The organism is Micromonospora eburnea (genome assembly GCF_900090225.1).
Taxonomy (GTDB): domain Bacteria; phylum Actinomycetota; class Actinomycetes; order Mycobacteriales; family Micromonosporaceae; genus Micromonospora; species Micromonospora eburnea.
In genome coordinates this window covers 1,007,742-1,033,339 of the sequence record NZ_FMHY01000002.1, presented here as the reverse complement: position 1 = coordinate 1,033,339, position 25,598 = coordinate 1,007,742, and the positions used below count along the sequence as shown (strand labels likewise).

20 protein-coding genes are annotated in these 25,598 nt (G+C 71.0%); 8 read left to right on the top strand and 12 right to left on the bottom strand.

Going from position 1 to position 25,598, the window contains the following annotated elements; translation table 11 throughout:
* Nucleotides 1-146: 146 nt before the first annotated feature.
* Nucleotides 147-3,623, top strand: a complete 3,477-nt coding sequence (locus tag GA0070604_RS05060; RefSeq protein ID WP_244161754.1) for a S8 family peptidase — start codon at nucleotides 147-149, stop codon at nucleotides 3,621-3,623.
* Between the two features lie 65 nt (nucleotides 3,624-3,688).
* Here the strand turns inward: GA0070604_RS05060 and GA0070604_RS05055 are convergent, their stop codons facing one another.
* From GA0070604_RS05055 to GA0070604_RS05035, 5 genes are all read right to left on the bottom strand, one after another.
* The gene (locus GA0070604_RS05055) at nucleotides 3,689-9,238 is read right to left on the bottom strand and encodes a fibronectin type III domain-containing protein (RefSeq protein ID WP_091114961.1); all 5,550 of its coding nucleotides are present in this window, start codon (nucleotides 9,236-9,238) and stop codon (nucleotides 3,689-3,691) included.
* 92 nt (nucleotides 9,239-9,330) lie between these two features.
* Nucleotides 9,331-9,729 (bottom strand): MaoC/PaaZ C-terminal domain-containing protein, encoded by a 399-nt coding sequence (locus tag GA0070604_RS05050; RefSeq protein WP_208601973.1) that lies wholly within the window; start codon nucleotides 9,727-9,729, stop codon nucleotides 9,331-9,333.
* Nucleotides 9,726-10,184 (bottom strand): MaoC family dehydratase N-terminal domain-containing protein, encoded by a 459-nt coding sequence (locus GA0070604_RS05045; RefSeq protein WP_091114959.1) that lies wholly within the window; start codon nucleotides 10,182-10,184, stop codon nucleotides 9,726-9,728. The genes GA0070604_RS05050 and GA0070604_RS05045 overlap by 4 nt, the downstream gene beginning before the upstream one ends.
* A 3-nt stretch (nucleotides 10,185-10,187) precedes the next feature.
* Complete coding sequence (locus tag GA0070604_RS05040; protein ID WP_244161753.1) at nucleotides 10,188-10,901, bottom strand: hypothetical protein; 714 nt, start codon at nucleotides 10,899-10,901, stop codon at nucleotides 10,188-10,190.
* 41 nt (nucleotides 10,902-10,942) lie between these two features.
* A complete protein-coding gene (locus GA0070604_RS05035) occupies nucleotides 10,943-12,259 on the bottom strand; it encodes an AAA domain-containing protein (RefSeq protein WP_091114953.1) in 1,317 nt (438 codons plus the stop codon).
* Between the two features lie 97 nt (nucleotides 12,260-12,356).
* Here GA0070604_RS05035 and GA0070604_RS05030 point away from each other — a divergent pair, with 97 nt between their 5' ends.
* The 3 genes from GA0070604_RS05030 to GA0070604_RS05020 all read left to right on the top strand — a co-directional run bounded on the left by GA0070604_RS05030 (nucleotide 12,357) and on the right by GA0070604_RS05020 (nucleotide 14,859).
* Nucleotides 12,357-13,133, top strand: coding sequence for a hypothetical protein (locus GA0070604_RS05030; protein WP_091114950.1), 777 nt, complete (start codon nucleotides 12,357-12,359; stop codon nucleotides 13,131-13,133).
* A 193-nt stretch (nucleotides 13,134-13,326) separates the two neighbouring features.
* On the top strand, nucleotides 13,327-13,905 hold the full coding sequence (locus GA0070604_RS05025) for an RNA polymerase sigma factor (protein WP_208601972.1): 579 nt from the start codon (nucleotides 13,327-13,329) through the stop codon (nucleotides 13,903-13,905).
* Between the two features lie 15 nt (nucleotides 13,906-13,920).
* Nucleotides 13,921-14,859: a CU044_5270 family protein gene (locus GA0070604_RS05020; RefSeq protein ID WP_341845353.1), complete on the top strand. Its 939-nt coding sequence runs from the start codon at nucleotides 13,921-13,923 to the stop codon at nucleotides 14,857-14,859.
* Nucleotides 14,860-14,936: 77 nt separating this feature from the next.
* On the opposite strand, the gene GA0070604_RS05015 is transcribed toward GA0070604_RS05020, so the two are convergent.
* The 3 genes from GA0070604_RS05015 to GA0070604_RS05005 form a co-directional block, all read right to left on the bottom strand.
* Complete coding sequence (locus GA0070604_RS05015) at nucleotides 14,937-17,306, bottom strand: acylase (protein ID WP_091114926.1); 2,370 nt, start codon at nucleotides 17,304-17,306, stop codon at nucleotides 14,937-14,939.
* A gap of 167 nt (nucleotides 17,307-17,473) precedes the next feature.
* The gene (locus GA0070604_RS05010; RefSeq protein WP_279615667.1) at nucleotides 17,474-17,914 is read right to left on the bottom strand and encodes a nitroreductase family deazaflavin-dependent oxidoreductase; all 441 of its coding nucleotides are present in this window, start codon (nucleotides 17,912-17,914) and stop codon (nucleotides 17,474-17,476) included.
* Nucleotides 17,915-17,990: 76 nt separating this feature from the next.
* Nucleotides 17,991-18,497 (bottom strand): carboxymuconolactone decarboxylase family protein, encoded by a 507-nt coding sequence (locus tag GA0070604_RS05005; RefSeq protein ID WP_091114920.1) that lies wholly within the window; start codon nucleotides 18,495-18,497, stop codon nucleotides 17,991-17,993.
* 163 nt (nucleotides 18,498-18,660) lie between these two features.
* Here GA0070604_RS05005 and sigJ point away from each other — a divergent pair, with 163 nt between their 5' ends.
* Together sigJ and GA0070604_RS04995 are read left to right on the top strand one after the other, a co-directional pair.
* Nucleotides 18,661-19,596 carry an RNA polymerase sigma factor SigJ gene (sigJ, locus tag GA0070604_RS05000; protein ID WP_091114916.1) on the top strand — a complete coding sequence of 312 codons (936 nt, stop codon included), beginning with the start codon at nucleotides 18,661-18,663 and terminating at the stop codon, nucleotides 19,594-19,596.
* 114 nt (nucleotides 19,597-19,710) lie between these two features.
* On the top strand, nucleotides 19,711-20,949 hold the full coding sequence (locus tag GA0070604_RS04995) for an MFS transporter (protein WP_091114912.1): 1,239 nt from the start codon (nucleotides 19,711-19,713) through the stop codon (nucleotides 20,947-20,949).
* A gap of 73 nt (nucleotides 20,950-21,022) precedes the next feature.
* Here the strand turns inward: GA0070604_RS04995 and GA0070604_RS04990 are convergent, their stop codons facing one another.
* The 3 genes from GA0070604_RS04990 to GA0070604_RS04980 are packed head-to-tail and all read right to left on the bottom strand — an operon-like array spanning nucleotide 21,023 to nucleotide 22,688.
* Nucleotides 21,023-21,271: a DivIVA domain-containing protein gene (locus GA0070604_RS04990; protein WP_244161752.1), complete on the bottom strand. Its 249-nt coding sequence runs from the start codon at nucleotides 21,269-21,271 to the stop codon at nucleotides 21,023-21,025.
* A complete protein-coding gene (locus GA0070604_RS04985; RefSeq protein WP_091114905.1) occupies nucleotides 21,268-22,458 on the bottom strand; it encodes an FAD-binding oxidoreductase in 1,191 nt (396 codons plus the stop codon). Before GA0070604_RS04985 ends, GA0070604_RS04990 begins: the two co-directional genes overlap by 4 nt.
* Complete coding sequence (locus GA0070604_RS04980; protein ID WP_091114902.1) at nucleotides 22,455-22,688, bottom strand: hypothetical protein; 234 nt, start codon at nucleotides 22,686-22,688, stop codon at nucleotides 22,455-22,457. The genes GA0070604_RS04985 and GA0070604_RS04980 overlap by 4 nt, the downstream gene beginning before the upstream one ends.
* A 301-nt stretch (nucleotides 22,689-22,989) precedes the next feature.
* On the opposite strand from GA0070604_RS04980, the gene GA0070604_RS04975 reads away from it, so the two are divergent.
* Together GA0070604_RS04975 and GA0070604_RS04970 are read left to right on the top strand one after the other, a co-directional pair.
* Nucleotides 22,990-24,237, top strand: a complete 1,248-nt coding sequence (locus GA0070604_RS04975) for a helix-turn-helix transcriptional regulator (RefSeq protein ID WP_091114899.1) — start codon at nucleotides 22,990-22,992, stop codon at nucleotides 24,235-24,237.
* 11 nt (nucleotides 24,238-24,248) lie between these two features.
* A complete protein-coding gene (locus tag GA0070604_RS04970) occupies nucleotides 24,249-24,764 on the top strand; it encodes a flavoprotein (protein WP_244161751.1) in 516 nt (171 codons plus the stop codon).
* Between the two features lie 95 nt (nucleotides 24,765-24,859).
* Here the strand turns inward: GA0070604_RS04970 and GA0070604_RS31635 are convergent, their stop codons facing one another.
* Nucleotides 24,860-25,432, bottom strand: a complete 573-nt coding sequence (locus GA0070604_RS31635) for a hypothetical protein (protein ID WP_141721236.1) — start codon at nucleotides 25,430-25,432, stop codon at nucleotides 24,860-24,862.
* Between the last annotated feature and the right edge of the window lie 166 nt (nucleotides 25,433-25,598).

Here is a 25,598-nt window from a genome sequence, read left to right as displayed (position 1 = left end):
TGTGCCGTCGTACAACCGATCAAGCCTGGCCTCCGTCTCCTATGTGGAGGAACACGTCGAGTACCGCACGGCCGCAGCCTCGTGGCTGTCGGCCGAGACGGCAACGACCCGGTGTGGAGGAAGCTGTGCTGACAGGACGTAGACGCATGTTCTCAAGACGACTCGGGGTGATCGCGGGAGCGGTCGCGCTGAGTCTCGGTATCGACGGTGGCGGCGCGGTGGCGCGGCCCCCGACGCAGCCGCCGACGCGGCAGCAGGCCGGCACCGACCAGGGCGGTGGCCCGGTGCTGCCGGTCGGCAGGACGTACACGCTGACGTTGCTGACCGGTGACGTGGTGACCGTCTCCGGGCGGGGCTCCGCCTGCCCGGCGGTCACCGTACGGCCGGCGAAGCCGCACGGGGTGCAGCATCGCGGCTGCGGGCCCGACGGCCACCTGCGGGTCGTGCCCGCGGAGGTCGCCGGGCTGCTCGGTTCGGTGCTCGACGAGTCGCTGTTCGACGTGACGGCGTTGATCATGAACGGCTACGACGACGCGCGCAGCCAGGACCTGCCGCTGATCGTGCGCCCGGGTGACGCGGGGGCGGGCACGCTCGCCGCGGATCCGTTGACCACCGGCCTGGGCCGGCGTCGGGCGCTGCCGTCCATCGGCGCGGTGGCCGGGCGGCAGTCGAAGCGGAGCGGGGCGGCGTTCATCCGTACCCTGACGTCGCGGACGGCGGGCCGGCCCGCCGCGCGGGCCGCGCAGGCCGGCCCCAAGGTGTGGCTGGACCGGCGGGTACGCGCGACAGCGGCGCCGGCGCCGACCCGGCGTGAGCAGACCACCGGTGGCCTGGACCGCAACCTGACCCAGATCGCGGCCCCGACGGCGTGGCGGAGCGGGGTGACCGGGGCGGGCACCCGGGTGGCCGTGCTGGACACCGGCGCCGACTTCACCCATCCGGATCTGGTGGGCCAGGTGGTGGAACGGGCGGACTTCAGCACGCCGGACGGTGACGCCGTGGACCGCATGGGACACGGCACGCATGTCGCGGCGACGATCGCCGGCACGGGCGCGGCGGCCGGCGGCGAGCGTCGCGGTGTCGCTCCCGGTGCGAAGCTGCTGGTCGGCAAGGTCCTCGACGACGACGGATTCGGCACCGAGTCCCAGGTCATCGCCGGGATGGAATGGGCGGCGGCGCGGGCCGACGTGGTGAACCTGAGCCTGGGCGGCGACGCGCCGAGCGACGGCAGCGACCCGATGTCCCTCACCGTCGACGAGTTGACCCGGCAGCACGGCACGCTCTTCGTCGTGGCCGCCGGCAACGACGGCCCGACCGACGGCTGGATCGCCGCGCCCGCCGCGGCGAGCACGGCCCTCACCGTCGGCGCGGTGGACCCCAACGACGCGCTGGCCGACTTCTCCAGCCGCGGTCCGCTGGTCAACACCCGTGCGGCCAAGCCGGAACTGGTGGCTCCGGGTGTGGGCATCGTGGCCGCACGGGCCACGGGCACCCTGATGGGCAACGCGCTCGACGCCCGGTACACCATGGCCTCGGGCACCTCGATGGCCACTCCGCACGTCGCCGGGGCGGCGGCGCTGCTCGCGCAACGGCACCCGGACTGGCGGCCCGACCAGCTCAAGGCGGCCCTGGTCGGTGCGGCCGACCCGCTGGCCGGCGCGGACAGCTACGCGGTGGGCGCCGGTCGGCTCAACGCCGCGCGGGCGCTGACCGGGGTGGTCGCCGGGCAGGACCTGATCAACCTCGGCACCTTCGACTACCCGCAGTCCGGTACCGCGTCGACGGCACTGGCCTGGCGCAACACCGAGTCGCGGGCGCTGCGCCTGGACCTGGGCCTGACCATCCGGCACCGCGACGGCACGACCGCGCCGGCCGCCGCCGGGGCACTCTCGGCCAACCAGGTGGCGGTCTCCCCGCGCGGCACCGCGCGGGTCACCCTGCGGATCGACCGGGCCCGGTTCGCCGCGAAGCCGGGGCTGTACACCGCGGTCGTCACCGCCCGGGCCGCCGGCGGGTTCGTGGCCGTCACCCCGGTCACGTTCTACGTGGAACCGCGCAGCTATGACCTGACGCTGAGCGCGACGCGGCTGCCCAACGCGGCTGCCGGTGTCGACCAGTTCGGCGGAGTACGGGTGGTGAACCTCGACGACCCGACGATCTTCGCCGAGTTCGCCAACGTGGCGCCGGGCGAGCCGGAGACCGTACGGGTGCCGGCCGGCCGGTACACCGTCGCGGGCTACCAGATGGAAACCGACTGGGATACCTGGGCGAGCCGGATGGCGCTGGTCGGTGCCCCGGAGGTGCTGGTCGACCGGGACACCGCGCTGGTCGCCGACGCCGGTCGGGCCGAGCAACTGCGGGTGAGCGTCGACGGGGTGTCGACCGAGGCCAGCCAGGCGGGCATCACCTACCAGCAGTACGCGCCGAACGGCACCCTGGTCAGCGAGGACTTCGCGTACGCCTGGGGCGACGAGGCCCGCGACTGGGGCGTGTACGCGGTGCCGATGGCCGAGCCGACGGTCGGTAGGTTCGAGGCGTACACGACGTTCAGCCTGCGGGCGCCCGGTGAGCAGCCCAGCCCGTTCGTCTACGAGGTGATCCGGGCGCTGCCCAACGGCATTCCCGCGAATCTGACGCACCGGGTGACCGCGAGCGAGCTGGCCACGTACGCCCGGATCGACCAGCGTTTCCACCGGCTGGACAAGCCGGGCTCGACCACCGGCCACAAGCGGTACGCCTGGACCGCCGCCGGGCTCAACCTCCTCGACGCCTACACCGAGAACGTGCCGACCAACCGGGTGGACTACCTCTCGCCGGGCTTCTTCTACGACGACGAGGCGTTCTTCTCCGGTCCGAACAGCGACTACGAGGCGGTGACGCAGGAGGCGCATCGGCAGTACGCGCCCGGCAGCCGGCACACCAAGACCTGGGTGCGCCAACCGCTGCGCCCGGACTGGTACGACGATCCCGCGACGTCGTACAGCGACTGCATGCCGCAGCCGATCCGTCGTACCCGGGGCAATCTGCACGTCGACCTGGTCGAGCTGGCCGACGAGCACCAGCGTTTCGACTGCCTCGGCTGGGACGAGTTCGAGGAGGTGGCGAAGCGGAAGCTGACCCTGCACCGCGACGGGCGCCTGGTCGGCGAGTACGCGGGGTCGTCCGGTGACTTCACCATTCCGCAGCAGGCGGGTGACTACCGGCTCAGCTACGACTTGGACATGGGCGGGCTGCTGCCCGTGTCGACCAGGGTGAGCACCGCCTGGACGTTCCGGTCGACTGGGCCGTCCGACCACCGCAGTGTCCCGGTGCCACTGCTGTCGGTCGACTACGCGCTGCCGTTGGACGCCGCCAACCACCCGACCGGCGGCACCGCCGGCTTCACCGTGCACCAGTCGCACGGCGTGGCGAAGCAGCGGGTGACGGGGTTCGAGCTGTGGACCTCCACCGACGACGGCGGCACCTGGCAGCCGGTCACCGTGAGGGCCGGCGGCGACGGTGGCTTCACCGCCGCGTTGCCGACTCCGGGTGACGGGCAGGCGGTGTCGCTGCGCGTCAAGGTGACCGCCGACGGCGGCAGCGGGATCGACCAGACGATCATCCGGGCCTACCGGGCCGGCTGACTCGGGAGGGACCCTGGCGGGTTGTGGTCGGTCGCCGGCCACAACCCGCCAGGGTCAGGCACCGCTCAGAAGCAGGCGGTCTCCGCGATGAACGGGATGATCCGTCCCGGTGGGTGCAGCGCGAACTTGCCGTGGATGCCGCCGCTGTAGGTCAGGTCGCCCTGGCCGTGCACCTCCACCTTGTATGTCCGCTGCGGATTCATCCGGTACTGGAAACTGATGCCGCCGTGGGTTTCCGGACCGACCTCATAGACCAGGTTGTCGTGCGCGACGCTGTAGCCCTCCACGCAGTCGATGATGTTGTACCAGAAGATGCCGGAGAGTAGCGTCTTGCCGTTTCTGGTGTTCCAGTCCCCGTTCAGCCGGATGTAGTCGCCGGACCGGGTGCCCTGCACCGAGGCGGTGACGTCGTCGCGCTGGATCGCTTCGATGCCCTGATAGTCGTTGAGAATCCAGCTGCTGGTCACCCTCGCCGGAGGGGTGGTCGTCCCGTCCGCCCAGCGGGGCATGACGGTCACGATGTTCGACGCCTTGCTCTCCCCGGCCACGTTGATCGCGGTGATCTTGAAGTCGTATCGGTGTCCGTTGGCCAGGTACTGGGCGGTGAGCGAGGTCTTGCTGATCGGGTACGGCAGCTTTTCCCACCAGCCGTTCAGGCTCGCGTCGCGCTGGTACACGTTGTACAGCACGTTCGGGGTCGAGCTGGCCGACCAGGTCAGTTTGACCTGGCTGTCGCCCGGGGTCGCCCGCAGGTTCGACGGCGGCTGCGGGAAGGGCGGCATCGGGCGGGCGCTGTCGGCGTTCGAGGCGGCGCTGGTGCCGGCGAGGTTGGTGGCCCGGACCCGGAACTCGTAGGTGACGCCGTTGGTGAGGTACTTGGCGGTGAACGAGCAGCAGGTGGTGACCGGATACTCCATGCGGATCCAGGAGCCGCCGGCCTTGCGGTACTCGATCCAGTAGTAGACCTGCGACGTGGGGCTCGCCGACCAGGTCAGCTTGACCTTTCCGTCGCCCGCCGCGGTCGCCGACAGGTTGGACGGCGGCTGCGGGAAGGGCGGCATCGGGCGGGCGCTGTCCACGTTCGACGGGTTGCTGTCGCCCGCGACATTGGTGGCGCGGACCCGGAACTCGTAGGTGGTGCCGTTGTTCAGGTAGTCCACCGTGAACGTGCAGCAGGTGCTCAGCGGGTACTTCAACCGGGTCCAGGAGCCACCCGCCTTGCGGTACTCGATCCAGTAGTAGACCTGCGGGGTGGGGCTCGCCGACCAGGCGAGCTTCACCTCGCCGTTGCCCGCGGTGGCCCGCAGGTTCGTCGGCGGTTGCGGGAACGGCGGCATGGGCTTCGCCGTCACCACGTTCGACGGCTTGCTCTCCCCACCCGCGTTCGTCGCGGCCACCTTGAACTCGTAGGTGTCGCCGTTGGTCAGGTACTCCGCCGTGAAGGTGCAGCAGGAGCCGACCGGGTACGGCAACTTCTGCCAGGACTGCCCCTTGGAGGTGTCCCGCAGGTAGACGACGTAGTTGACGCCGGCGGTGGTGCTGGCGGTCCAGGTGAGCCGGACGACGCCGTCGCCGGGTGTCGCCTTCAGGTTCGTCGGTGGCTGCGGCGCGATGCCGACCGCGGTGGCCCGTGCCGTCGCCGACGCCGGTCCCTCACCCGCGGCGGTGGTGGCGCTGACCTTGAACTCGTACACATGCTTGTCGGTCAGGTACTGCCAGGTCGCCTCGGTCTGGTCGGTCGGATACTGCGACTTGCGGAAGGTGGTCTCGCCCGCCGTAACGTCCCGCCAGTACACCCAGTAGAGCACGTTCGGCCCGGGGGCGTCCCAGGACAGGTCGATCTCCAGGCTCCCCGCGGTGGTGGCCCGCAGGTTGGTGGGTGCCTTGGGCAGCGCGACCTGGCTCTTGGCCTGCACCGGGTCGGACGCCGGCCCCTCGCCGGACAGGTTCTCGCCGGTGACCTTGAACTCGTACACGTGCAGGTGGGTGAGGAGGCCCCAGGTCGCGGTCGTCTTGTCGGTCGGCAGGTCGCTGCGGCGGAAGGTGGTCTCCCCGGCGGTCACGTCCCGCCAGTAGACGCGGTAGTAGAGATCGGGGCCGGGGGCGTCCCAGGTCAGGGTGATCTCCCCGGTCCCTAGCGGTTGCAGACGCAGGTTGGTCGGCTTGCCCGGTTTCGCGGGCATGGGCTTGACCCGGACGACGTTGCTCGCGACGCTCTCCGAGCCCCGGGTGGCGGTCACCTTGAACTCGTACTCGTGCCCGTTGGCCAGGAACTGCGCGGTCAGCGTGCAGCAGTCGCTGAGCGGCAGCGGAAGTTGCTCCCACCCCTCGTTCTCCGTGACGTCTCGCTGGTAGACCCAGTACCAGACGTCGTCGGTAGGTGACGGATCCCAGGTCAGGGTGGCCCGCCCGTCCCCCGGGGTGGCTCGCAGATTCGTCGGAGGCGCCGGCGCGTCGAAGTAGGCGGTCGCGCTCGCCGGCTCCGACGCCGGCCCCTCCCCGCCCCGGTTGGTCGCGGAGACCTTGAACTCGTACCGGTGGCCGTGGACGAGGAACCCGGCCTCCAGGGAGCAGCACTCGGTGAGTGGCAGCGGCAGCTTGGTGAACTCCTGCTCGTCGGCGGTCACGTCGCGCTGGTACACCCAGTACCAGACGTCCGGTTGCGGTTCGGTCCAGGTGAGCTTGATGGTGCCGTTGCCCTGGGCGGTCGCGGTCAGCCCGCTCGGCGCGGGCGGCGGGGCGATGGTCGACTTCGCGGTGGCCACGTTCGACTGCGGGCTGACCGCCATGGTGTTCACCGCGGCCACGGTGAACTCGTAGGTGTGGTCGGGCACAAGGGCCCGAGCGACCGCCGTGGTGCCGCTCCAGACGTTGGTGTCCCACGGCGTGGCAGTCGGCTGCCCGGCGGTCACATCCCGCTGGGAGACCTGGTAGCTGACCCCGTCGGCGTTGACCGGCTGCCAGGCGAGGTTGATGGTGCCGTCGTCGGCGGGGGTGGCGGTGAGGCCGGTCGGCGCCTCGTTCAGCGGCGGCGCGACCCGCAGCAGCAGGTTGGGGGAGCCGTTGCCGGGATTGCGGACCACGTCCGCTTCGGCCTGCCCCAGGAGCGCGGCGGTCACCTGCTCGGGCGTGTAGTTCTTGTGCGCCTGCAGCACCAGCGCCGCCGCACCGGCGACGTGCGGTGCCGCCTGGGACGTGCCACTGCCGACCTCTTCGTCGTGGTCGTACCCGATCCAGGCCGACGTGATGTCGGCGCCTGGTGCGAAGAGGTCGAGGACAGGTCCGTAGTTGCTGCCCCTCGATTGCTCGTCCCAGCGTTCGTCTCCGCTGTTGGTGGCCCCGACAGTGATCACCTCCGGCATCGCCGCAGGCATCCTCGACCGGGCGTCGCCGTTGTCGTTACCGGCTGCCGCGACAACCGTGACACCCTTGTCGATCATGCCCTGCACCGCCTTGACGACGCCGTTGGCTTCCTCGACGGCCGGCACAACGACACTCATGTTCGCCACCGCGGGCAGCTTGGCGTGCTCGGTCACCCAGTCCACGCCCTTGACGAGATCGCTCGCCAGGAGCCCGTCGCACGAAACCTGAACATCGACGAGGCGAACGTCCTTGGCCACCCCGTATGTCGATCCGCCGATGATTCCGGCGACGTGGGTGCCGTGGGCCTTGCAGCCGAGGGGGGCGTTCTGGAAGACGCTGTAGCCGAACTCCGCCCGCTGTGCGCCGAAATCGGCATGGGTGGTCATGATGCCGGAGTCGATCACGTACGCGGTCACCCCGGCACCCGTCGACGGGTAGACATAGCGCTGGTCAACCTTGCCGTCGATGCGATCGAGACCCCATGAGGGCGGGTCAGCCTGGACCCCGCCGGCCCCCGCCACGCTTCCCTGTCGGTCCTCCTCGACCACCTCGACCGCCGGGTCGGTAGCCAGTTGCCGTGCCTGGGCGTCCGTCATTCCGCTGACCGAGAAGCCGCCGAGGCCGGCGGAGTAGACGTACTTCAGGCTTCCGCCGTAGCGGGCGACCAGCCGGTCGGCGATCTCCTTGATGCCGTACTCACCGGCGGCGGCGCTGTCGCGTAGATCCACGAGGTACGACCCGGTGACGGCGCTGCCCTCCGGCGCGGTCTGGAAGGTGCCTTCCTGGGTCGGGCCGCCCCGGGCGGTGACCGCCACCGGGGCCGACCGGGCGCTCTCGCCGTTGGCGTTGACCGAGGCGACCGAATACTCGTACAGGTGGCCGTCGGCCAGGCCGGCGTCGGTGAAGGGCGACGCCGGCAGGTCGTTCGGCAGCCGCACCGGGTGGCTCTGGCCGTACGAGACGTCGCGCCGGTAGATCCGGTATCCGGTGGCGCCGGGCGAGGCGGTCCAGGTGAGCCGGGCGTTGCGCTGCTGGTCGGCGGCGACGGTCAGCCCGGCCGGGACCGGCGGCAGGGTCGCCGGATCGGGGGCCGGCCGGGGCCAGTCCACTTCCGTGAACCGGGGCCGGTAGAGGCGGGCGTCGGTCTGGTTGTCGCCGTCGGCGAGGCTGTTGACGTTGTACGAGACCAGGAGTTTCCCGGACCGGGCCAGCCCGGGGTGGAGGCGGGCGTCGTAGACGATGACCTCCCGGCCGGGCTGCGGCTCGGGCGCCCGGAACAGGTGGATCGGGCCGGTGAACGGGCCGGTGGGCGAGGTGGCCGTGTAGGCCACGACCTCCGAGTTGAACACCAGGTTGCCGTCGACGGTGACCAGGACGTACTGGCCGCCGACCTTCTGCACGCCGAACGCCGTGGTCACCCCGCCCATCAGCCGCGCGGCGTCGGACTCCCGCTCCGACCAGCCGGCGCCGGTCCAGAACTGCCAGGCACCGGCGAGCTGGCCGGCCGCGACCTTCGCCAGGTAGACGGACTTCACCGGGCCGGCGTCGTTGAGCAGGCTCGTGCCGTAGACGTACGTGGTGTCGCCGTCCTCCAGGATCGCCGAGCCCCAGGCGATCCGGTCCGACAGTGGCAGCGGCGTCAGCGAGCGCAGGGTCAGGTCCGGCAGGTCGAAGGAGGCGAGCGAGGTGCCGCTCAGCTTCACGTCGAGCGGGTGTGTCCCGGTCCGTCGGTAGTGGTTGTAGAGCACCCGTAGCGTGGTGCCCTCGACCGTGCCGTCGGCCACCCAGTGCCCGGCCTCGGCCGGGTCGCCGTCGTGTTCCCCGCCGACCAGCGACCTCGGCTCCTCCGCCGTACCGCCGGTGAGCGTTTCGGTGAGCGCGTCGCCGTCCTGGACCACCATCGAGTTGTGGATCATCGGCTGGAAGGGCGGGCGGGAGCCGTCGGCGTTGACCGGCCCCACGAAGGTGTCCGAGAAGAGCCAGGCCACCCGGCCGTCGGGAAGCTCGACCGAGGCGGTGCTGTCACCGCCGTTCCACCGGCCACTGGTGTCGCCGTATCCGGCGAAGGCCGCGGTGAGCTGTGCCGCTGACATGCCGCCGGGGGGCGGGGCGGCCCGGGCGACGGTCGCCGGCGAGACGAGCAGGGCCAGCGTCAGCGGTACGACCAGCGCGAGCCGCGCGATCCCGCCGCGCCGCCGGAAACGGCCCGGTAAGTGAACAGGTCCAGGGTGTCCATCTGCGCTCGGATGCATGCGAACATGCTCAAACATCCCACGACTACTTGTAAATTAATCGATCAATAGGCTGACAGTGCAAGTTCCACGTGCGCTACGGCCACCGGTTGTCAGGTCAGGTCGATGACCGCCTCGCCGGTCAGCGTCGTGGTGCCGTCGGCGAGGGTGACGGCGAGTTCGACGGTGGCCAGCCCGTCCGCGACGGCGACGACCCGGCCGGTGCAGGTCGGCGTGCCGTGCACCGGGGTGATAGCGGTGAAGCGCACCCGGTACGAACGGATCCGGTCCTGCGGCACCCAGTTGGTCAGCAGCCGACCCAGGTACGCCATGGAGAGCATGCCGTGGGCGAACACGTCGTCGAGCCCGGCGGAGCGGGCCACGTCGAGGTCGATGTGGATCGGGTTGTGGTCGCCGGAGGCGCCGGCGAAGAGCGCCAGCGTGGCCCGGGACACCGGCGGGAGCCGCAGCGGCGGCAGCTCGGTGCCGACCTGGATGCCTGCTGTGGTCATCGGGCTGCCTCCGGGTTGCGTACGACGATGACAGAGGTCGCCTCGGCCACCAGGTCACCGCCGCGCGTGATGTCGGTCCGGCGGACCAGGAACTCCAGCGCGCCGCCCTTCTTGGCGTACACGTCGACGATCCGGGTGCGCAGCGCGACGGTGTCGCCGGCGTACACCATCGAGTGGTAGGTGAACGACTGCTCGCCGTGCAGGACCCGGCGCAGGTCGACGCCCAGCTCGGCGAGGTACGCCCACGAGTCCGGCCCCTCCATTTCGAGGCTGAAGAAGAACGTGGGTGGTACGGGCAGGTCGCGGTGGCCCGCCTGCCGGGCGGCGTCCAGGTCGACGTACACCGGATTGGTCTCGCCGACGGCCTTGGCGAAGAACCGCAGCCGGCCGCGCTCCACGGTGACGGTGATCGGCGCGAACGTCAGCGCCCTGGCCTGGTCCGGGTCGACGGGCATCGGTCAGCTCAGCCTCCGCAGCGAGGCGCGGGCCGCGTCGACGGCGTCGCGCAGTTCTTCGAGGCTCTCGAACTCGTCGGCACGGTCGGTGTCGACACCGCACTCCTGTTGCCGGGCGCGGATCAGATCCTCGTGCGAGGCCAACGAGACGTACACGGGGTAGGCGAAGGGGTTGAGTCCCCGGTCCAGGAGCAGGTCGACCGGGTCGCGGCCGCCGTCACCGATCTGGAGGCAGCCGTCGTACGGCGAACGGGAGTAGACCCCCGCCGGGAAGCCGTCGGTCCACTCGGTGAACAGCGCGGCCAGGCTGGGGGCGGCGCGTAGCGGATTCCGGTCGTCGGCGTCGATCTGGTAGCGCCAGATTTCCCCCTCGTGGTTCTCGGCGAGCACGAACGTGAAGACGAGGTGGTCGACGAAGAACAGCGGCAGTTGGTGCCGCCAGTGGAACGGGATCGCGACCGAGAACGACAGGTATTCGAGCAGTTCGCCGGCGTCCTTCCACTCCAGCGGGTACGCGCCGTCGGGCAGGACCCGTTCGTACGGCAGGCCCTCGGAGTGGAGCCAGAGCACTTGTTCGGGGATGCGGTCGACGTCGAAGGCCCGGCAGAGCACATCTGCCGGCAGCCCGTCGTGCCGGTCGCCGCCCTCGGGCCAGGGGACTCCGGCGGCCGTCGCCGCCGCCCGGTAGCCCGCCACCGCGTCACGCAGCACGCGCATGTCGTCGAGCATCACAGACCTTCCACTGTCGAGACCGCTGGTCAGCGGTGTGCGGCGAGGTGGGTGAGCATCGCCTGGTTGGCCGCCCAGCCGTCCGGGAACTTGACCGGCACGTCCAGGTGCACCCGCTCGGTCGACGGGTGCGCGTCGAGCAGCTCGGTGATCCCGGCCCGCGCCACCACGACGCACGCGTGCCGGTGCCGGGAGGCGAGCACGCACAACCGCCCCGACTCCAGGTGGAACGCGGTCGCGTCGCGCCGGCCGGACAGCGGGTGCAGCACGATCGTCACGTCGTACTCCCGGCCCTGGAGCCGGTTGGCGGTGTCGACGGTGATGCCCGCGCCGGCCTCGCCGAGCCGGGCCCGGATCGCCGCCGCCTGGTCGCGGTGGGCGGCGCCGACGGCGATCCGGTCGGCCGTGACGGGCGCGCCGCCGGGTGCCTGCTCGGAGACCGCGACCGCGCCGCGCCGCAGCATCCGCAGGGCGAGACCCGCGCAGGCCGCCGCGGCCTCGCCATCGGTACGCGGCGTGTGCCCGGCCGGCAGCTCGTACAGCCCCCAGCCGGTGGCGGCGGCCACCTCCACGGTCGCGTCGTACCCGTCGCCGGGCCCGGGTTCGGTGAACGACAGCGCCCGGTCGGCGAGGCGGGTGCCGGCCCGGAAGCCGGTGAACGGATAGAACGCCTCCGCCACCACCGGTGCCGCGGTGGCCGGCAGCCGCCAGGACACCGGCAGCCGGTGCACCGGCAGCTCCGGGTTGTGCCGCAGCAGCGTGACCACCGCCGACTGCATGGGATCCCAGGTCAGGCCGGTCCAGCGCGCGGTCTCGACGGTGGAGAACGGGTCGAGCTGCCCGGGGTCGCCGACGAACAGCGCCCGCTCGAACCGGCCGGCCACGCGCAGCAGGGCGTCCGAGCGCATCTGGTACGCCTCGTCCACGATCGCCCACGGCCAGACGCCCTCGGCGACGGTGGCCCATTTGGCGGCCGTACCGATGACGACGGCCGATGCGGCCAGGTCGGCGACCTTCGCGGCGACCCGGACCGTCTCGTGGCCCTCGACCCGCTCGGACGGCCGGTAGTCGGTGGCGGAGAGCCGCCCGATACGCAGCTCGGGGGCCTTGCGGGCGAGGCGGTCGATGAGGTCGTCGACCTGCTCGTTGGTCTGCGCCACGATGATCAGCGGCTCGCCGGCGGCGGCCAGTTCGACGGCGGCCCGCACCACCAGGGTGGACTTGCCCGCGCCGGGCGGGGAGTCGACCACGACGCCCCGGTGCGCGCCGGAACGCAGGTCGGTCAGCACGGCGGTGATGACCCGCTCCGCCTCGATCGCGGGCGGCACCGCGAGCCCAGCGACCATTGATCACCTTCCTGAATCGGCCGCCGCTCCGACCGGCGGCGGTGCCGCCACCATACGCGTGGGGAGGAAGGATCGGTTCCCGCCCGGCGTCCGGCAGATGACCGTGACCAACCTCGGCAGCACCGCGGACAGCTTCGACCTGGAGATCCTGGAGCCGGTCGCCGGCTCGTTCCGCACCGCCGGCCCGGACGCGCCATGCCTGAGCCTCGACGACCTGCGCGACGGCCGGCGCACCTGGGACTGCTCGCCGTCGCTCTACCTCCAGCCGGGCGAGAGCCGGCAGGCCGTCCTGTCGTTCGAGGTGCTGACGACGGTTCGGGCATACGCGATGCGCGCCGGCAGCGGCACGGTCACGGCGACCGTCTTCTACCAGAGCGAGCCGGCGGGTCGGGACGACTTCGGGACGCTGTTCCGCTCGGCGGACGGGCGGCTGAGCCCGGCGCGGCCGTACGTGCAGGACAGCAAGATCAGGGCGTCGCTCACGGCGGGCGACGCCACCCTGACCCGGGTGGCGGACGGCCACTGGTTCGGCCGGGTGCCGATGACGGCCCGCTACGCGGGTGACGCGGCGCACGACAAGCTCTGGGTCGAGGGCGTCAGCCTGCCCAACGGGGTGCGGGTGTGGGCCACCGAGCCGGACAGCGGCCCGGCGACCACGGAGACCCGGCTGTACGTCCCGGGTCAGCGGTTCGTGCCGGGCGAGGAGCGCGACTTCGACCTGCTCGTCGTCGCCCCGGCGGAGATGCCGGCGGGTGACCTCGGTGCCGCCACGTTCCAGGTCGGCGCGATGTACTTCCCGCTGCAGGAACTGACCGACGCCGACCCGTCCGACAACACGGCCACGGTGCGGCTCACCGCCGTCGAGAACGGCTGACGATCGCGGCCCTGGCCGCCGGACCGGTCCCGGCGGCCAGGCCCACACCAGTAGCCCGCGATCATTCGCGGGCTACTTCGCGTGAATCGGGAACCGGATCAGCGCTCGGTGGAGAGAGGAGGTGGAATACCCGCCCGAGGGAAAGGCTATTCATGATGCGAACAGGCCTGACATGGCCGGCAACCTGACGCCCGTGGTCTCCGACGGAGCGCTCGATGACGCCTCGGTCCTGCGTGCCTCCGGGGAGAACCCCGAACTCTTCGCGGTCCTCTACGACCGCTATGCCGAGCAGCTCTTCCAGTACGCCCAACGTCGGCTCGGACCCGATGCGGCGCAGGACGTGGTGGCCGAGACGTTCCTGGCAGCCTTCCGCCATCGCGCCCGCTATGACGGCGGAAGACCGCTGGCTCGGCCGTGGCTCTTCGGCATCCTCGTCAAGGAGATCGCCCGGCACCGCCGAAAGGAACGCGCCTATCTGAGGGCGGTGGTGAACGCTCCGCGCGAGGTGGTGGACGGGCCGGCGGAGCGGGTGGTCGACGAGGTTGTGGCCTGGGCGAGTCGAGCCGGAGTTGCCGCCGCCCTGCTGGCCCTGTCGGCCCGCGAACGCGAACTGTTGCTGCTCATCGCCTGGAGCGAGCTGAGCTACGAGGAGGCCGCCGAGGTGCTCGGCCTGCCGATCGGCACCGTCCGGTCGCGGCTGAGCCGAGCCCGGCAGAAGGTACGCCGGCGACTGGCTGAGGGCACCGGCAAGAACGTTCGGGACGAGAGGTAGCTGACGGTGGACGAGATGACAATGATCAAGGATCTTGGTGAGGCCCTCGCTCCTGTGCCTCACTCCCCCAGCGGCCTGCGGCATCGCGTGCTGACGTCGGCCGGGTCGGGAGCGGCCACGGTAGGGCGGTCCCGGCGGCTGGGACAGCGCGGCCTGGTGCCCGTGGCGGCATTCGCGGCAGCCGTGCTCGCGGCCACGCTGGTGGTCTACGGCCGGGGCGGGCCGGTCGAGCCCGTCGACGCCTCCGCTGACGCACCCCGCCTGCTCCTCGCAGCGGCGGAGACCGCGCTGGACGGCCCTGACCTGGCCCCCCGACCCGACCAGTTCGTCTACGTCGAATCGGTCGACTCGGGGGCGGTGCAGGAGTACACCGGCGGCCTGCGGGGCAGACTCTGGCCGACCGGGCAGCATCAGGAGTCTCATGAGCGGCAGGTGTGGTTGTCGGCGGACGGCACGCAAGACGGGCTGGTCCGGCTCCGTCCTCGAGGCTCGGACGGAGCGTGGGAAGACCTGCCCTTGCCCGCGCCTCAGGCGGCGCCGGCTGCTCCCGCCGGCCTGCCCGAAGATGTGGCCGGCATGCGCGAGTACCTGTATCGCAACTCTCACGGCGCGAACCCGCGCCACCAGCAGGCGTTCATCACCGTCGGGGACCTGATCAGGGAGTCGTACCTGCCACCGCGAGTTCTGGCGGCGGCGTTCCAGGCAGCCGCGGGTATTCCCGGCGTGGCGGTCGTACCGCACGTGGTCGACGCCGCTGGCCGATCCGGTGTCGCGGTGGCCCGCGAGGACGACGGCATCCGACAGGAGCTGATCTTCGACGCGAAGACCTACCGGTTCCTCGGCGAGCGAAGCGTTGTCGTGAGCCGATTCGACAACCAGCCCAAGGGGACTGTCCGGTCTGCCAGCGCGGTGCTGCGGCTCGCGGTCGTGGACCGGGCCGGCCAGCATCCGTAGCCACGAAATCCGGTTCAGCAACAGTGGCGTGCCGGCCTGCGGCAATCCGCAGGCCGGCACGGGCCACGTTCTGTCGATCAGGGGCGCTCCCCCACCCGGTAGGTCACCAGGTTCGGGTCGGCCTTGAGCTGCTTCTCGGTGAACTTGATGGTGTCCCAGCCCTTACCCGAGTACAGCCGGGTCTGGTCGGCGTACCAGGGCGAGTTCGGGTTGGCCGACTGCGAGTAGGTGAGGATCTGCCGGCCGGACGGCCCGCTCCGGCCCAGCTCGACGGCCATCAGGAACGACGTGCCGTGCACCACCTTCGGGTAGCCGACGCCGGGTGCCAGCGGGCTGATGGTCATGTTGAACACGCCGGCCGCGGGGCGCCCGCCGTGGATCGGGATGCGTTCGGTGCCGCGCGGTTCGGTCTGGATGTCGCCGAGACGGGCGTCGAGCGGGATCCCGTCGAGCGCGCGAACGGCGTCGGCCAGCGCGGTCCGGATCCGGGGGTCGTTGACGGCGAGCCGGCTCGGCGTGGTGAGCGGGGCGGCCGGGTCGAACGGGTCGGCGAAGCGCATCCCGCCGGCGAGGGCGAACTCGGTGAACAGGTGCGCGCCCCGGCTGTCCAGGTCGACCCGCAGGTCCCAGCCGCGCAGGGCGGCGCAGGCGGCGGTCAGGTCGACCCGGGTGCCGTCGGAGGCGGTGGCGACCGGGTGGGCCGTACACGTTCTGACCAGGTCGTCGCGGACCAGTTCGCCGCCGTAGGCGCGGTTGCCGAGGGTGACCGCCCACAGGTTGGCCGGGGTGAACCGGGTGCCCGGGAGCCTGTCGGTGCCGGCGAGGCGCTGCCGCACCTGGTGGACGCCGAGCCGGGTACGCAGGCTCCGCTCGGTGCGCTCGTCGCCGATGATCCGGGGGAAGCCTTCCAGGGGCTGGGCCGGGTTGGCCAGCCAGTAGCTGTCGTTGGAGTTGGTCACGTAGTCATCGCGGACCAGGGTGGGCAGGTGCGCCGGGCCGAGGATGCCCGGCACCGCAGCATCCGGATCCCGGCCCGGCTCGCAGGCGGAGCGGGAGCCGTCGAGGACGGCCTGGCCACTGCCGGCGTACAGGTCGCGCCAGGCGGCGGGGATGCAGGTGGCGGCAAGGCCATCGGTGACCCGGGGCACGACGGAGTGGTCGGCGTAGAGGGCCTTGCCGTCGCTGTCGGCGGCGATGACGTTGACCCAGGGCAGGAACTGCCGCCGGTCCAGCACCGTCCGCAGGTCGGCCACCGACCGCGCCCGGCCCATGGCCAGCCAGCCGTCGAGCGCGCGGTTGTTGGCCGCGTTGGGGTCGCTGATCGCGTACGCGGTGTCGGCGGTCCAGTCGAAGACGCCGGGGACCACGACGACGGGGCCGAAGTGGGTGTCGTAGAGGGTACGGCTGGCCGGCCCGTTCGGGGTCTGGACGGTGACCGTGCGGGCGGTCATCTTCCGGGGCTTGCCGTCGTAGAGGTAGGAGGTCGGGTCACCGGGGGCCAGGGTCAGCCGGTGCCAGGCGAAGCGGCGGGCGGTGGAGACGGTGTGGCTCCAGGCCACCCGGCCGTTGTGGCCGATCTCGATGAGCGGGTCGCCGACCAGGGCCGCGCCCTCGACGTCGTAGCGGCCGGGGACCTTCAGGTGCATGCGGTAGAACCGGTCCGGGCCGTCCCACGGGAAGTGTGGGTTGGCCAGCACCATGCCCGCCCCGCTGGCGGTGGCGTCGCCCCCGAGCCCGTACGCGTTGCTGCCCACCCCGGCCGGTGCGCCGTCGCGGGCGGCGACCAGGGCGGCCGCCTCGGGTGCCGGGAGCTGGCCGGTGATCTCGCCGGGGCGACTCGGGGCGCTGCCGGCGGGCGGGGCGGCGGCGACGATGCCGTCGGCGAGCGCGGCGGAGCCGGCCCGGACCATGCTCGTCCAGTGGGCCCGCCACAGGTCCAGCTCGGTGATCGGTCGCACCCAGGGCCTGCCGGCGCACGCCGGGTCGGTCAGGTTCGCCGCCCCGGTGCGGCGCAGGTAGGCGTTGTAGCCGGCGGCGAAGCCACGGATCTGGTCGCGTACCTCGTCGGAGGGCGAGTGCACGCCGTCGCGGGGGCCGGTGAGCAGCCGCTCGACGATCCGGTCGTCGATCACCTTCTGCTGGAACAGGTCGCTGGTGACGTTGGCCGCGGCCTCGCCGGTCGTACCGAAGAACCGGGACCGTTGGGCGCGGACGGTGACGATCGTCTCGGCGATCAGGCAGATGTTGTCCTCGGCCTGGACGTACCCGACGCCGTAGCCGAGGCTGGCGAAGTCCTGCGCGGTGATGTGCGGTACGCCGTACGAGGCGCGCTGGATGAGGGCCGAGTAGCCGCCGGAGCTGGCGGCGGCGGGGCCGGTGGTGGCGGTGAGGCCGGCCACGACCAGGCCGAGTGCGGTGGTCGCGGCGGCCAGGCGGCGCGCCCTCATCGGGCGGCCCCCTGCGGATGGTGCGGAAACATCGGACGTCCTCCCCGTGTGTCGGCTGTCCATTGCCGACCGACGCTAGCGACACCCGCTCGCCCGGGCATCGGGGAAGACCACCGAGTCGACCCTGGGGGTCACCCCAGGGTCGACTCTGGACGCTCGCCGGCAGCTCAGGGTTTCGCGGAAACCGGTTCGAGCACGAAAACGGGGATCTGCCGCTCGGTCTTGCGCTGGTAGTCGGCATAGTCCGGGTACGCGTCGACCGCCCGCTGCCACCAGCGGGCCTTCTCGTCCCCGGACACCTCACGGGCCCGGTATTCCCCGGTCACCGTGCCGTCCTGGAGTTCGACGACCGGCTCGGCGACCAGGCTGGCGTACCACTTCGGGTTGGTCGGCGCGCCGCCCATGGAGGCGACAGCCGCGTAGTGGCCCTCGTGCTCGACCCGCATCACCGGGGTCTTGCGGACCTTGCCGGTCTTGGCGCCCCGGTAGGTCATCAGCACGATGGGCCGGCCACCGATCGTGACCCCCTCGGTGGTGCCGGTACGCATGATCTGCTCGACGTGCTCGCGGACCCACGCCGACGCGCTCGGTTCGTATTCACCGGTCATCCCCATATTCTGACCAACGCGCCCGGCCCGTCCCGGGTGCGGGGCGTGCCGGGCGTCGACGCTGCCGGTCAGGGCATCACCTGCTGTAGTTCTGCCCGATGGCCCGGCCGGGGATCGGCCTGGCGATGAGGGCGACCGGGATGAAGAAGCACATCTGGCCGATCGCCAGAGTGAGCGTCCACAGCGCCTTGTCGTCGTAGTGGGCGGACGCCCTGGCGTACAACTCGTCGGCGACCCGCTCTCCGGACGGGTTCGGGGTCAGGACGGCCTCCACCAGCTCCAGCGCGACCCGTTCGGCGTCGGTGAAATAGGGGGCGTCCCGCCAGGACGCCACGGCGGTGATGCGCTCCTCCGCCTCACCGGCCTCGCGGAGATCGCCGGTCGCCCGGACGGTGTGGTACGTGCTGGCGACGATCTGCCCGGCGCGCAGGTGCACCAGGCTGATGGTGGTCTGCGGCACCGAACCGTTCTGGACGGCCTTGGACATGCCGCCGGCGATCGCTCCCATCTCGGGAAAGAGCGGCATGGGGTTGGGCAGACGCGACCGGAGGTCGTCCTGCACGGTCGTCGCGGTCGTGGTCATGGGTTTTCCCTCCCAGAATCTCGGCGGTGGCCTGCTGGCCCGCCTCACTGGTCCGACGATGCGGTCGCCGAGAATGTCAGGTGGCGCGTCAACCTCACACTTCGCCACGGTGTCTCGTCGTATCCGGTGAGGGCAGCCGCGACCGAGGGGAGCCGGCGACACCATGACCATCCAGTCCGGGCCAGTAGACGGCCACGCCGATCCGGGCCTGAGCGCGATCATGAGCGAGCGACGCCGGCTGATCAATCTGGCGTACCGGCTCCTCGGTTCCCTGGCCGAGGCCGAGGACGCCGTCCAGGAGACCTACGCCCGCTGGTACGCGATGACCCCGCGGCAGCAGGAAATCATCGAAGCTCCCGGCGCCTGGCTGACCACGGTCGCCAGCCGCGTCTGCCTGGACCTGCTCGGGTCGGCACGCGCCCGACGGGAACGCTACGTCGGCGACTGGGTCCCCGAGCCGCTGCCAGGTGGTGCGGAGTGGTTCAGCGGGCCGCAGGGCGACGCGACCACCGACCCGGCCGAGCGGGTCACGCTCGACGAGTCGATCAGCATGGCCTTCCTCGTCGTACTCGAATCGATGACCCCGGCCGAGCGCGTCGCGTTCGTCCTGCACGACGTCTTCCGCTACTCCTTCGCCGAGGTGGCCGAGGTCGTCGGCCGCACCCCGGCGGCCTGCCGCCAACTGGCCTCGTCAGCCCGCCGCCGGATCCGCGCGTCACAGGCCCTCGCGGCCCCGGCAGCCCCGCAGGCCGGCATCATCAGGGACTTCAAAAGGGCTTGGGAAGCCCAGGACATCAACGCCCTCGTCGGCCTGCTCGATCCGAATGTCACGGCGGTCGCCGACGGGGGCGGCCTCGTGAGCGCCCTGACCCACCCCGTCGAAGGCCGCGAGCAGGTCGCCCGCTACACCATCGACCTCGCCGGCCGGGCACCCGAGCTGACGATGGTGGAACGCACGGTCAACGGCCGGCCCGGTCTGGTCGCCCAGCAGGACGGCGTCACGGTGGCGGTGATGGCGTTCCACGTCCTGAACGGCCGGATCACACACATCTGGGCGGTCCGCAACCCGGAGAAACTCCGGCCCTGGACGACCGCCTGACCTAGGTGTGCGGGTTCTGTCACAGCAGGATGGCCACCGCCGGTCGAAGATCTAGGATCACCGTGGCCGCCAGCGCTCCGTACGGCGATTCGACGGCGGCCGGAGGGTGGGGCGGTGGCACCGGAGGTTTCGCCGGGCAGGGCCAAGGCCGCGCTCGTCGTACTCGCCCTCGCGGCGTTCGCGTTCATCACGACCGAGCTGCTGCCGGTCGGCCTGCTCACCGTCATCGCACCCGACCTCGACCGGTCGCGCTCGCAGGTGGGCCTGCTGGTCAGCGGGTACGCCGTCGTGGTCGTGCTGGCGTCGGTGCCGCTGACCCGGTTGACCCACCGGATCCCGCGCCGCCAACTGCTCGGCGCCACCATGATCCTCTTCGCGGTGGCGAACGTCGCGGCGGCGCTCGCGCCGACGTTCGCCGTGCTGGCCGGCACCCGCCTGGTCACCGCGCTGGCCCAGGCCCTGTTCTGGTCCGTCGCCTCGGCGACCGTGACCGGCCCCTTCCCGGCGGCCGTGCGCGGCCGGGTGGTGGCGCTGTTCGCGATCGGGGCGGCGCTCGCCCCGGTGCTCGGCGTCCCGCTGGGCACCTGGCTCGGTCAGCAGGCCGGCTGGCGGACACCGTTCGCGGTGCTGGCCGGGGTCGGCCTGGCGATCGCCGTCGCGGTGGTCGTGCTGATCCCGTCCTACCCACCGGACGCCGGGGGTGCCGCCCGGGGCACCACACCGCACGCACGGCGCTTCGTCATTCTCCTGGTCGCCACCGCCCTCGGCATCGCCGGCTTCCAGACCCTGCAGACCTACGTCACGCCGTTCCTGCTCGACGTCAGCGGGTTCACCGCCGCCGCGCTGGCGCCGCTGCTGTTCGTCTCCGGCGTGGCCGGCATCGCCGGCACGATCGCCGTCGCCCGTACCCTGGACGCCCATCCGGTCACCTCGCTGCTGGCGCCGCTGGGTGTCGGCACGGCCAGCCTGCTCGGCCTGTACGCGCTCGGCTCCCTCCAGCCCGCCACGGCAGTCCTGCTCGCCGGCATCGGCATCGCCTACGCGGCGTTCGGCGCCGCCGTGCAGAGCCGGATGCTCCAGCTCGCCCCCGGCAGCACCGACCTCGCGTCGGCCGGTGTCAGCACCGCCTTCAACGTCGGCATCGGCGGCGGCTCGTTGCTCGGCAGCGCCCTGCTGCCCGGCCCGGGACCGCAGCCGCTCGCGCTGGTCGGCGGGCTGCTGACGCTGGCCGCGCTGGCGGTTCTCGCCCTTGACGCACGTCCGCGCACCGCCCGATCCGCAGCAGGCGTTCCAGCGCCGGCGCACGTCACGGGGGGCCATGGCGGGGACGATCCCGCTGCGGTTGCCCGCTGACCTGCACGTACGCCGGCCGACGAGTGGGGCGATGCCGTCGAGGACGCGGCCCAGGCCAACGGCGAATCCATGGTTAGTAACCGAGTCTTCGTGCTGCCTCGGCCGACTGCCACCTCCGCAGGGCGTTCTTGATCCGCCGGTTCTCGGCGCGTACCTCGGCGAGCTGGCGGGACCGCTCGCCCAACTCGTAGACGAGCCGGTGCAGCAGGGCGTCGACGTCGTCGGTCCGGTAGCCGCGCCATGTTGTCGGCAGCGACAGGGCGGCGATCCGCGCCGGGGTGAGCGGGCCGTGCAGGGTGTTGCGGCTGCGGTAGACGGTCACCGCCACGGGATCCGTTCCGGCAGGTGGATACGCTCGGCGGGCACCCCGGCGACGTGCAGCCGCAGCCTCGACCCGGCCAGCATCGCCGGCGGCCCGCACACGTACACCGCCTGGTCGGGACGCAGATGGTGGAGGGCGACGGTGAGCGCGTCGCCCCGCTCCCCCGGCTCGGCCAGCGCATCGTGGGAGAACGCCGGCACGATCGTCAGCCAGTCGTGGCGCAGCTTGTCGAGGGTGACCGCGTCGTACAGGCTCTCCACCGCGCGGGCTCCGACAACCAGGGTCACCCGTCGGCCGTCCGGAGCCTTGGCGACCTGCTCGATTAGAGCGCGCAGCGGGGCCAGCCCGGTCCCGCCGGCGACCAGCAGCAGGTCGCTGTGTTCGCCGAGTTTGAGGCCGGTGTCCATCGGTGGGCCGAGGTGCAGCAGCTCGCCGGGGCGTACCTCGTGGACCAGGCTGGTGGAGACGGTGCCGGCGGGGACCGCGCGGACGTGCAACTCGACGGTGCCGTCCGGCCGGGGCGCGTTCGCCGGGCACAGCCACCGCCACCGGCCAGGATGGCGTGGCGTGCACACCGGCACCGCCTGACCCGGCCGATAGGGCAGCCGCCGCCACGGCCGTACCGTCACGATGGCCACCTGGTCGCAGGCCCGGTCGTGGCCGACCACCTCGGCCGGCCACCAGGCCGGACCGTCGCCCATCAGCGCGGCGGCCCGCTCGACCTTCCGCCAGGGCACCGCGGTTTGCAGGACATCGTCGATGACGGCGGCGTGGTCCGGGCGCAGGCCGAAGCGACGGTACGCGCGGCCGAGCACCGCCAGCAGCGCCAACCTGTTCGGGCGATCGTCGGTTCTGCTCGCGAGCTGGTGCAGCGCGGCGTGCAGCAGCGGTGCCTCCCGCTCCGGCAGCAGACCCGGGCAGCGGTCCTCCACCGCCTCCCAAAAGCCGGACTCCCTGCGCGATCTAAGGGTTCCCATCAGGTAGTCGACCGCCCGCCGGTGCTGCGCCTCCGACCAGCCCAGGCACGGAATCTCCGGCTCACCGCCGGTCCCTGTGGTCAGCGAGCGTGCCAGGTGCGCCTTCAACCGATCCCAGTCCACCCCGATCAGGTACGCCGACAACTCCACATCCGCCGCCACCAGACTCAGCCAGTGGGCGGCCACCTCGCGTGCCTCCGGCCCGGTCATCGCGCCGCGTCCACCATCGCCCCGGCCTGCACCTCACTGAAGCCGGCGGCTTCGAGAGTGGCCTGACCCCAGCGGGCCAGCCTGCACGGGTAAGGAACCCGTTCGCTGCGACACAACGGGCCCTGCGGCCAACTTTCTGGCGTGTGTACGCGGACCGCCCGCGCGGCGAGGGCCAGGTCCTCGTCGGTAACCGGCATGAGCACGGGAAAGTCGTCGAGTACGGCGGACATCGGTGGGCGCCTCCGAGATGTAAGGAGGGGCACCCTGTTAACGGATCCGGTATAGGAAGGGGCCCCTCTTAACAGGTGCGGCGGCACCGGGGCGGGCGGGGACAGCAGCATCCGCTTTCGGGGGAGGACGGTGCCGCCGGAGCCCAGCACCCGCCCCGGGCCATGTGCCCAGCCTCGGCCTGGAGCTGACCAGGAACTACAGCGTCGACGGAGCCTGTTTGACGCAGAAATGAGGCGTCTGCGCCCCCGCCCGATCAACGCATTGTTACTACAGTGACGACAGAACGGAGGGAGATCGGGCGTGGCCCTGAAACGACACCGGCTCTGTCAACGGCGCAAGGCCCTCGGGTACAGCCAAGAGCGCCTGGCCGACATCCTCTGCGTGGAGCGGTCGACCGTGGTCCGCTGGGAGAACGCCGAGACTGATCCGCAGCCGTGGCACCGCACCCGGATCGCCTCCGCGCTGGGGGTTACGCTCGAACAGCTCGACGACATGCTCGTCGACGTGTCAGTGGCAGCACATCGAGGGCAGGCCATGGAAGACGACGCTCGGAATCCCGCTTCGGCTGCTGCTCGGCTGGACTTGCTGAGCGGCCTTTGGGCGTTCCTCACCAGCTACCTGGCGGCCCCGGCTGGGCCAGCTCAGCCGCTTGTCGAGGTACGGCGATCCGTGGGCCGGGTGCACAACCTCTACCAGCGGGCGAGCTACACGTCCGCTGCTCGGCTGCTGCCAGACGTGCTTAGCCAGGCAACGTACCTATCCAGCCAGTCGACCGGGCTGCATCGCAGCAACGCGTTTCGGCTGCTCGCCGCCGCCTACATCGCGGCGTCGAAACTCGCCGCCAAGATCGGCGATGGCGACACCGCCCTGCTGACCGCCGACCGGGCTGCCACCGCCGCTCGGCTCGGTGACGACCAGGCGTTGGCGGCCGTCGCGGCGTACCAAGCGGTCTGCGGGCTCATGCGGCTGCCCAGTAGAGCTACCGAAGCCGAGCGGGTCGCGCGAAACAGCATCGAGCGCATGTCTTCTTCGAGGCCCACGGGCGACCCAGACCAGCTTTCCGCTCACGGCGCTCTGCTGCTCCTTGCCGCAGTAATGACGGCCGGACAGGGCAATCTCAAGGAGGCGGCCCAGTTCCTGGCGCAGGCAGAAGGGCTGGCGGCGATGCTGGGCGCTGACCGTAATCGGTTGTGGACAGGCTTCGGTCCGACGAACGTTGTCATTCACGCGGTCTCCGCCGCCGTTCGGGCGGGCAACGCCGAACAAGCCCTGGAAATCGGAACCCGCCTTGACACCTCTCGGTTGCCGGCGGTGCTGGTTGGCCGGAGGGCGCAGGTGCATGTCGACCTGGCGGCAGCGGCGATGATGTCCGGCGGGGATAGATCCGTCTCGGTGCTGCACCTGCTCGAAGCCGAACGGGTAGCCGCCGAGGCTGTCCACGCCAACGTGCAGGCACGCGCGATTCTGCTGGACCTACTGGCAAAGGAGCGACGTGCGGCGACACCGGGGCTGCGGCCATTGGCAGAGCGGGCCGGGCTGCTGGCATGACTCGGCGAGGCGTGCTGGCTCTGGTCGTCTGCGCCGCGCCTCCAGTGCTGCGAATCGGCGAACTGATTGAGCTCTTGCAGGAAGACGGCTGGACCGTCTGCCTCACCGCTACGCCGACCGCTGCGACCTGGATCGACCGGGAGGCGCTGGCGCGGCAGACGGGGTATCCGGTTCGGGTCGACTGGCGAAAGCCGGGTGAGCCGGAGCCTCATCCTCCGGCGTGCGCTGTTGCGGTAGTGCCTGCCACTTTCAACGTGATCAACAAGTGGGCTCAGGGAATCAACGACACCCCCGCGCTCGGCATCCTCAATGAGGCTCTCGGCGCCGAACTCCCGATCTACGCGTTCCCGAACGTCAAGCGGCAGCTTGCCATGCACCCAAGCTACGACCGGCACCTGCAGCTACTCCAGGACGCTGGCGTCACGGTGGCGCCCTTGGCTAAAGAGATGGACTGGCTGTTGGTCACGGACGGGCTCCATGCCCATGCGCAGCGCGCTTCTGGTATCCCAACCCCGCTGGACGACTGATCGCTGCTCGGCTTCGACAGGCTCAGGCTGGGAACTCTTGCCGTCGTCGCGGAGTCGAGGAGCCGGCCGTAATGGGCTGCGCGATCCCCCAACGCCTACTTCTCAGGAGGTGTGGCAAGGCCGCCCCCTCGATGCGCCTCGCGAGCAACCCACTTGTTGACGACCTCCAGATACCTAGCAATAACCGGGCGAGCGCTCGGGTCCGATACAGATTCAAGGAAGGCCCTAATAACCTTCGCGGAGGGATCGTTCGATTCATCTAGACCGAGGTGACCCTCGCCTGGTTGAAGCTCGATCACTTTTGCTATTGAGCCATCCAACAAAGATGAAAGCTTTTCTGGGTGGACGGCGGCCCACCAGAGGGCAATATCACCGGGAGTTCTAGCCATTTGACGAAGGAACGCCACCTCGTCTGCAAGAACGAGGCGCTTTGCGAGTTCATCACGCCGGATACGATTTACACTTCTGGTTAGTTCTCGGCTCGCCATGGAGCCTTTCAGTCGCCCAGCCCCAACCCATTCGATTGGAAGGCCTGCGACTTGATGGACCGAGCCGAGACGTGCATTCATAGCAGCCTGCGCCAGCCTGCCCTGCACAACTTCCCACTCTCGGGTCACTTTATACGCCTCACGCCAAACACTATCTCGAACCGCATCAACCTCAGCCATCCCGACACTAGAGTCCACGGTTGTTAACCGCCACCATCCATAGATTTTCGACTTGAATGGAGCTCCATGCACGGAGCTAGGCAAGCTTGCCTGAAGCCTCAACCTCACCCATCCCCTGCGATCCTCCGGCGCGGGCGCCAGCGACCACCATTTTCGAGTTAGGGGT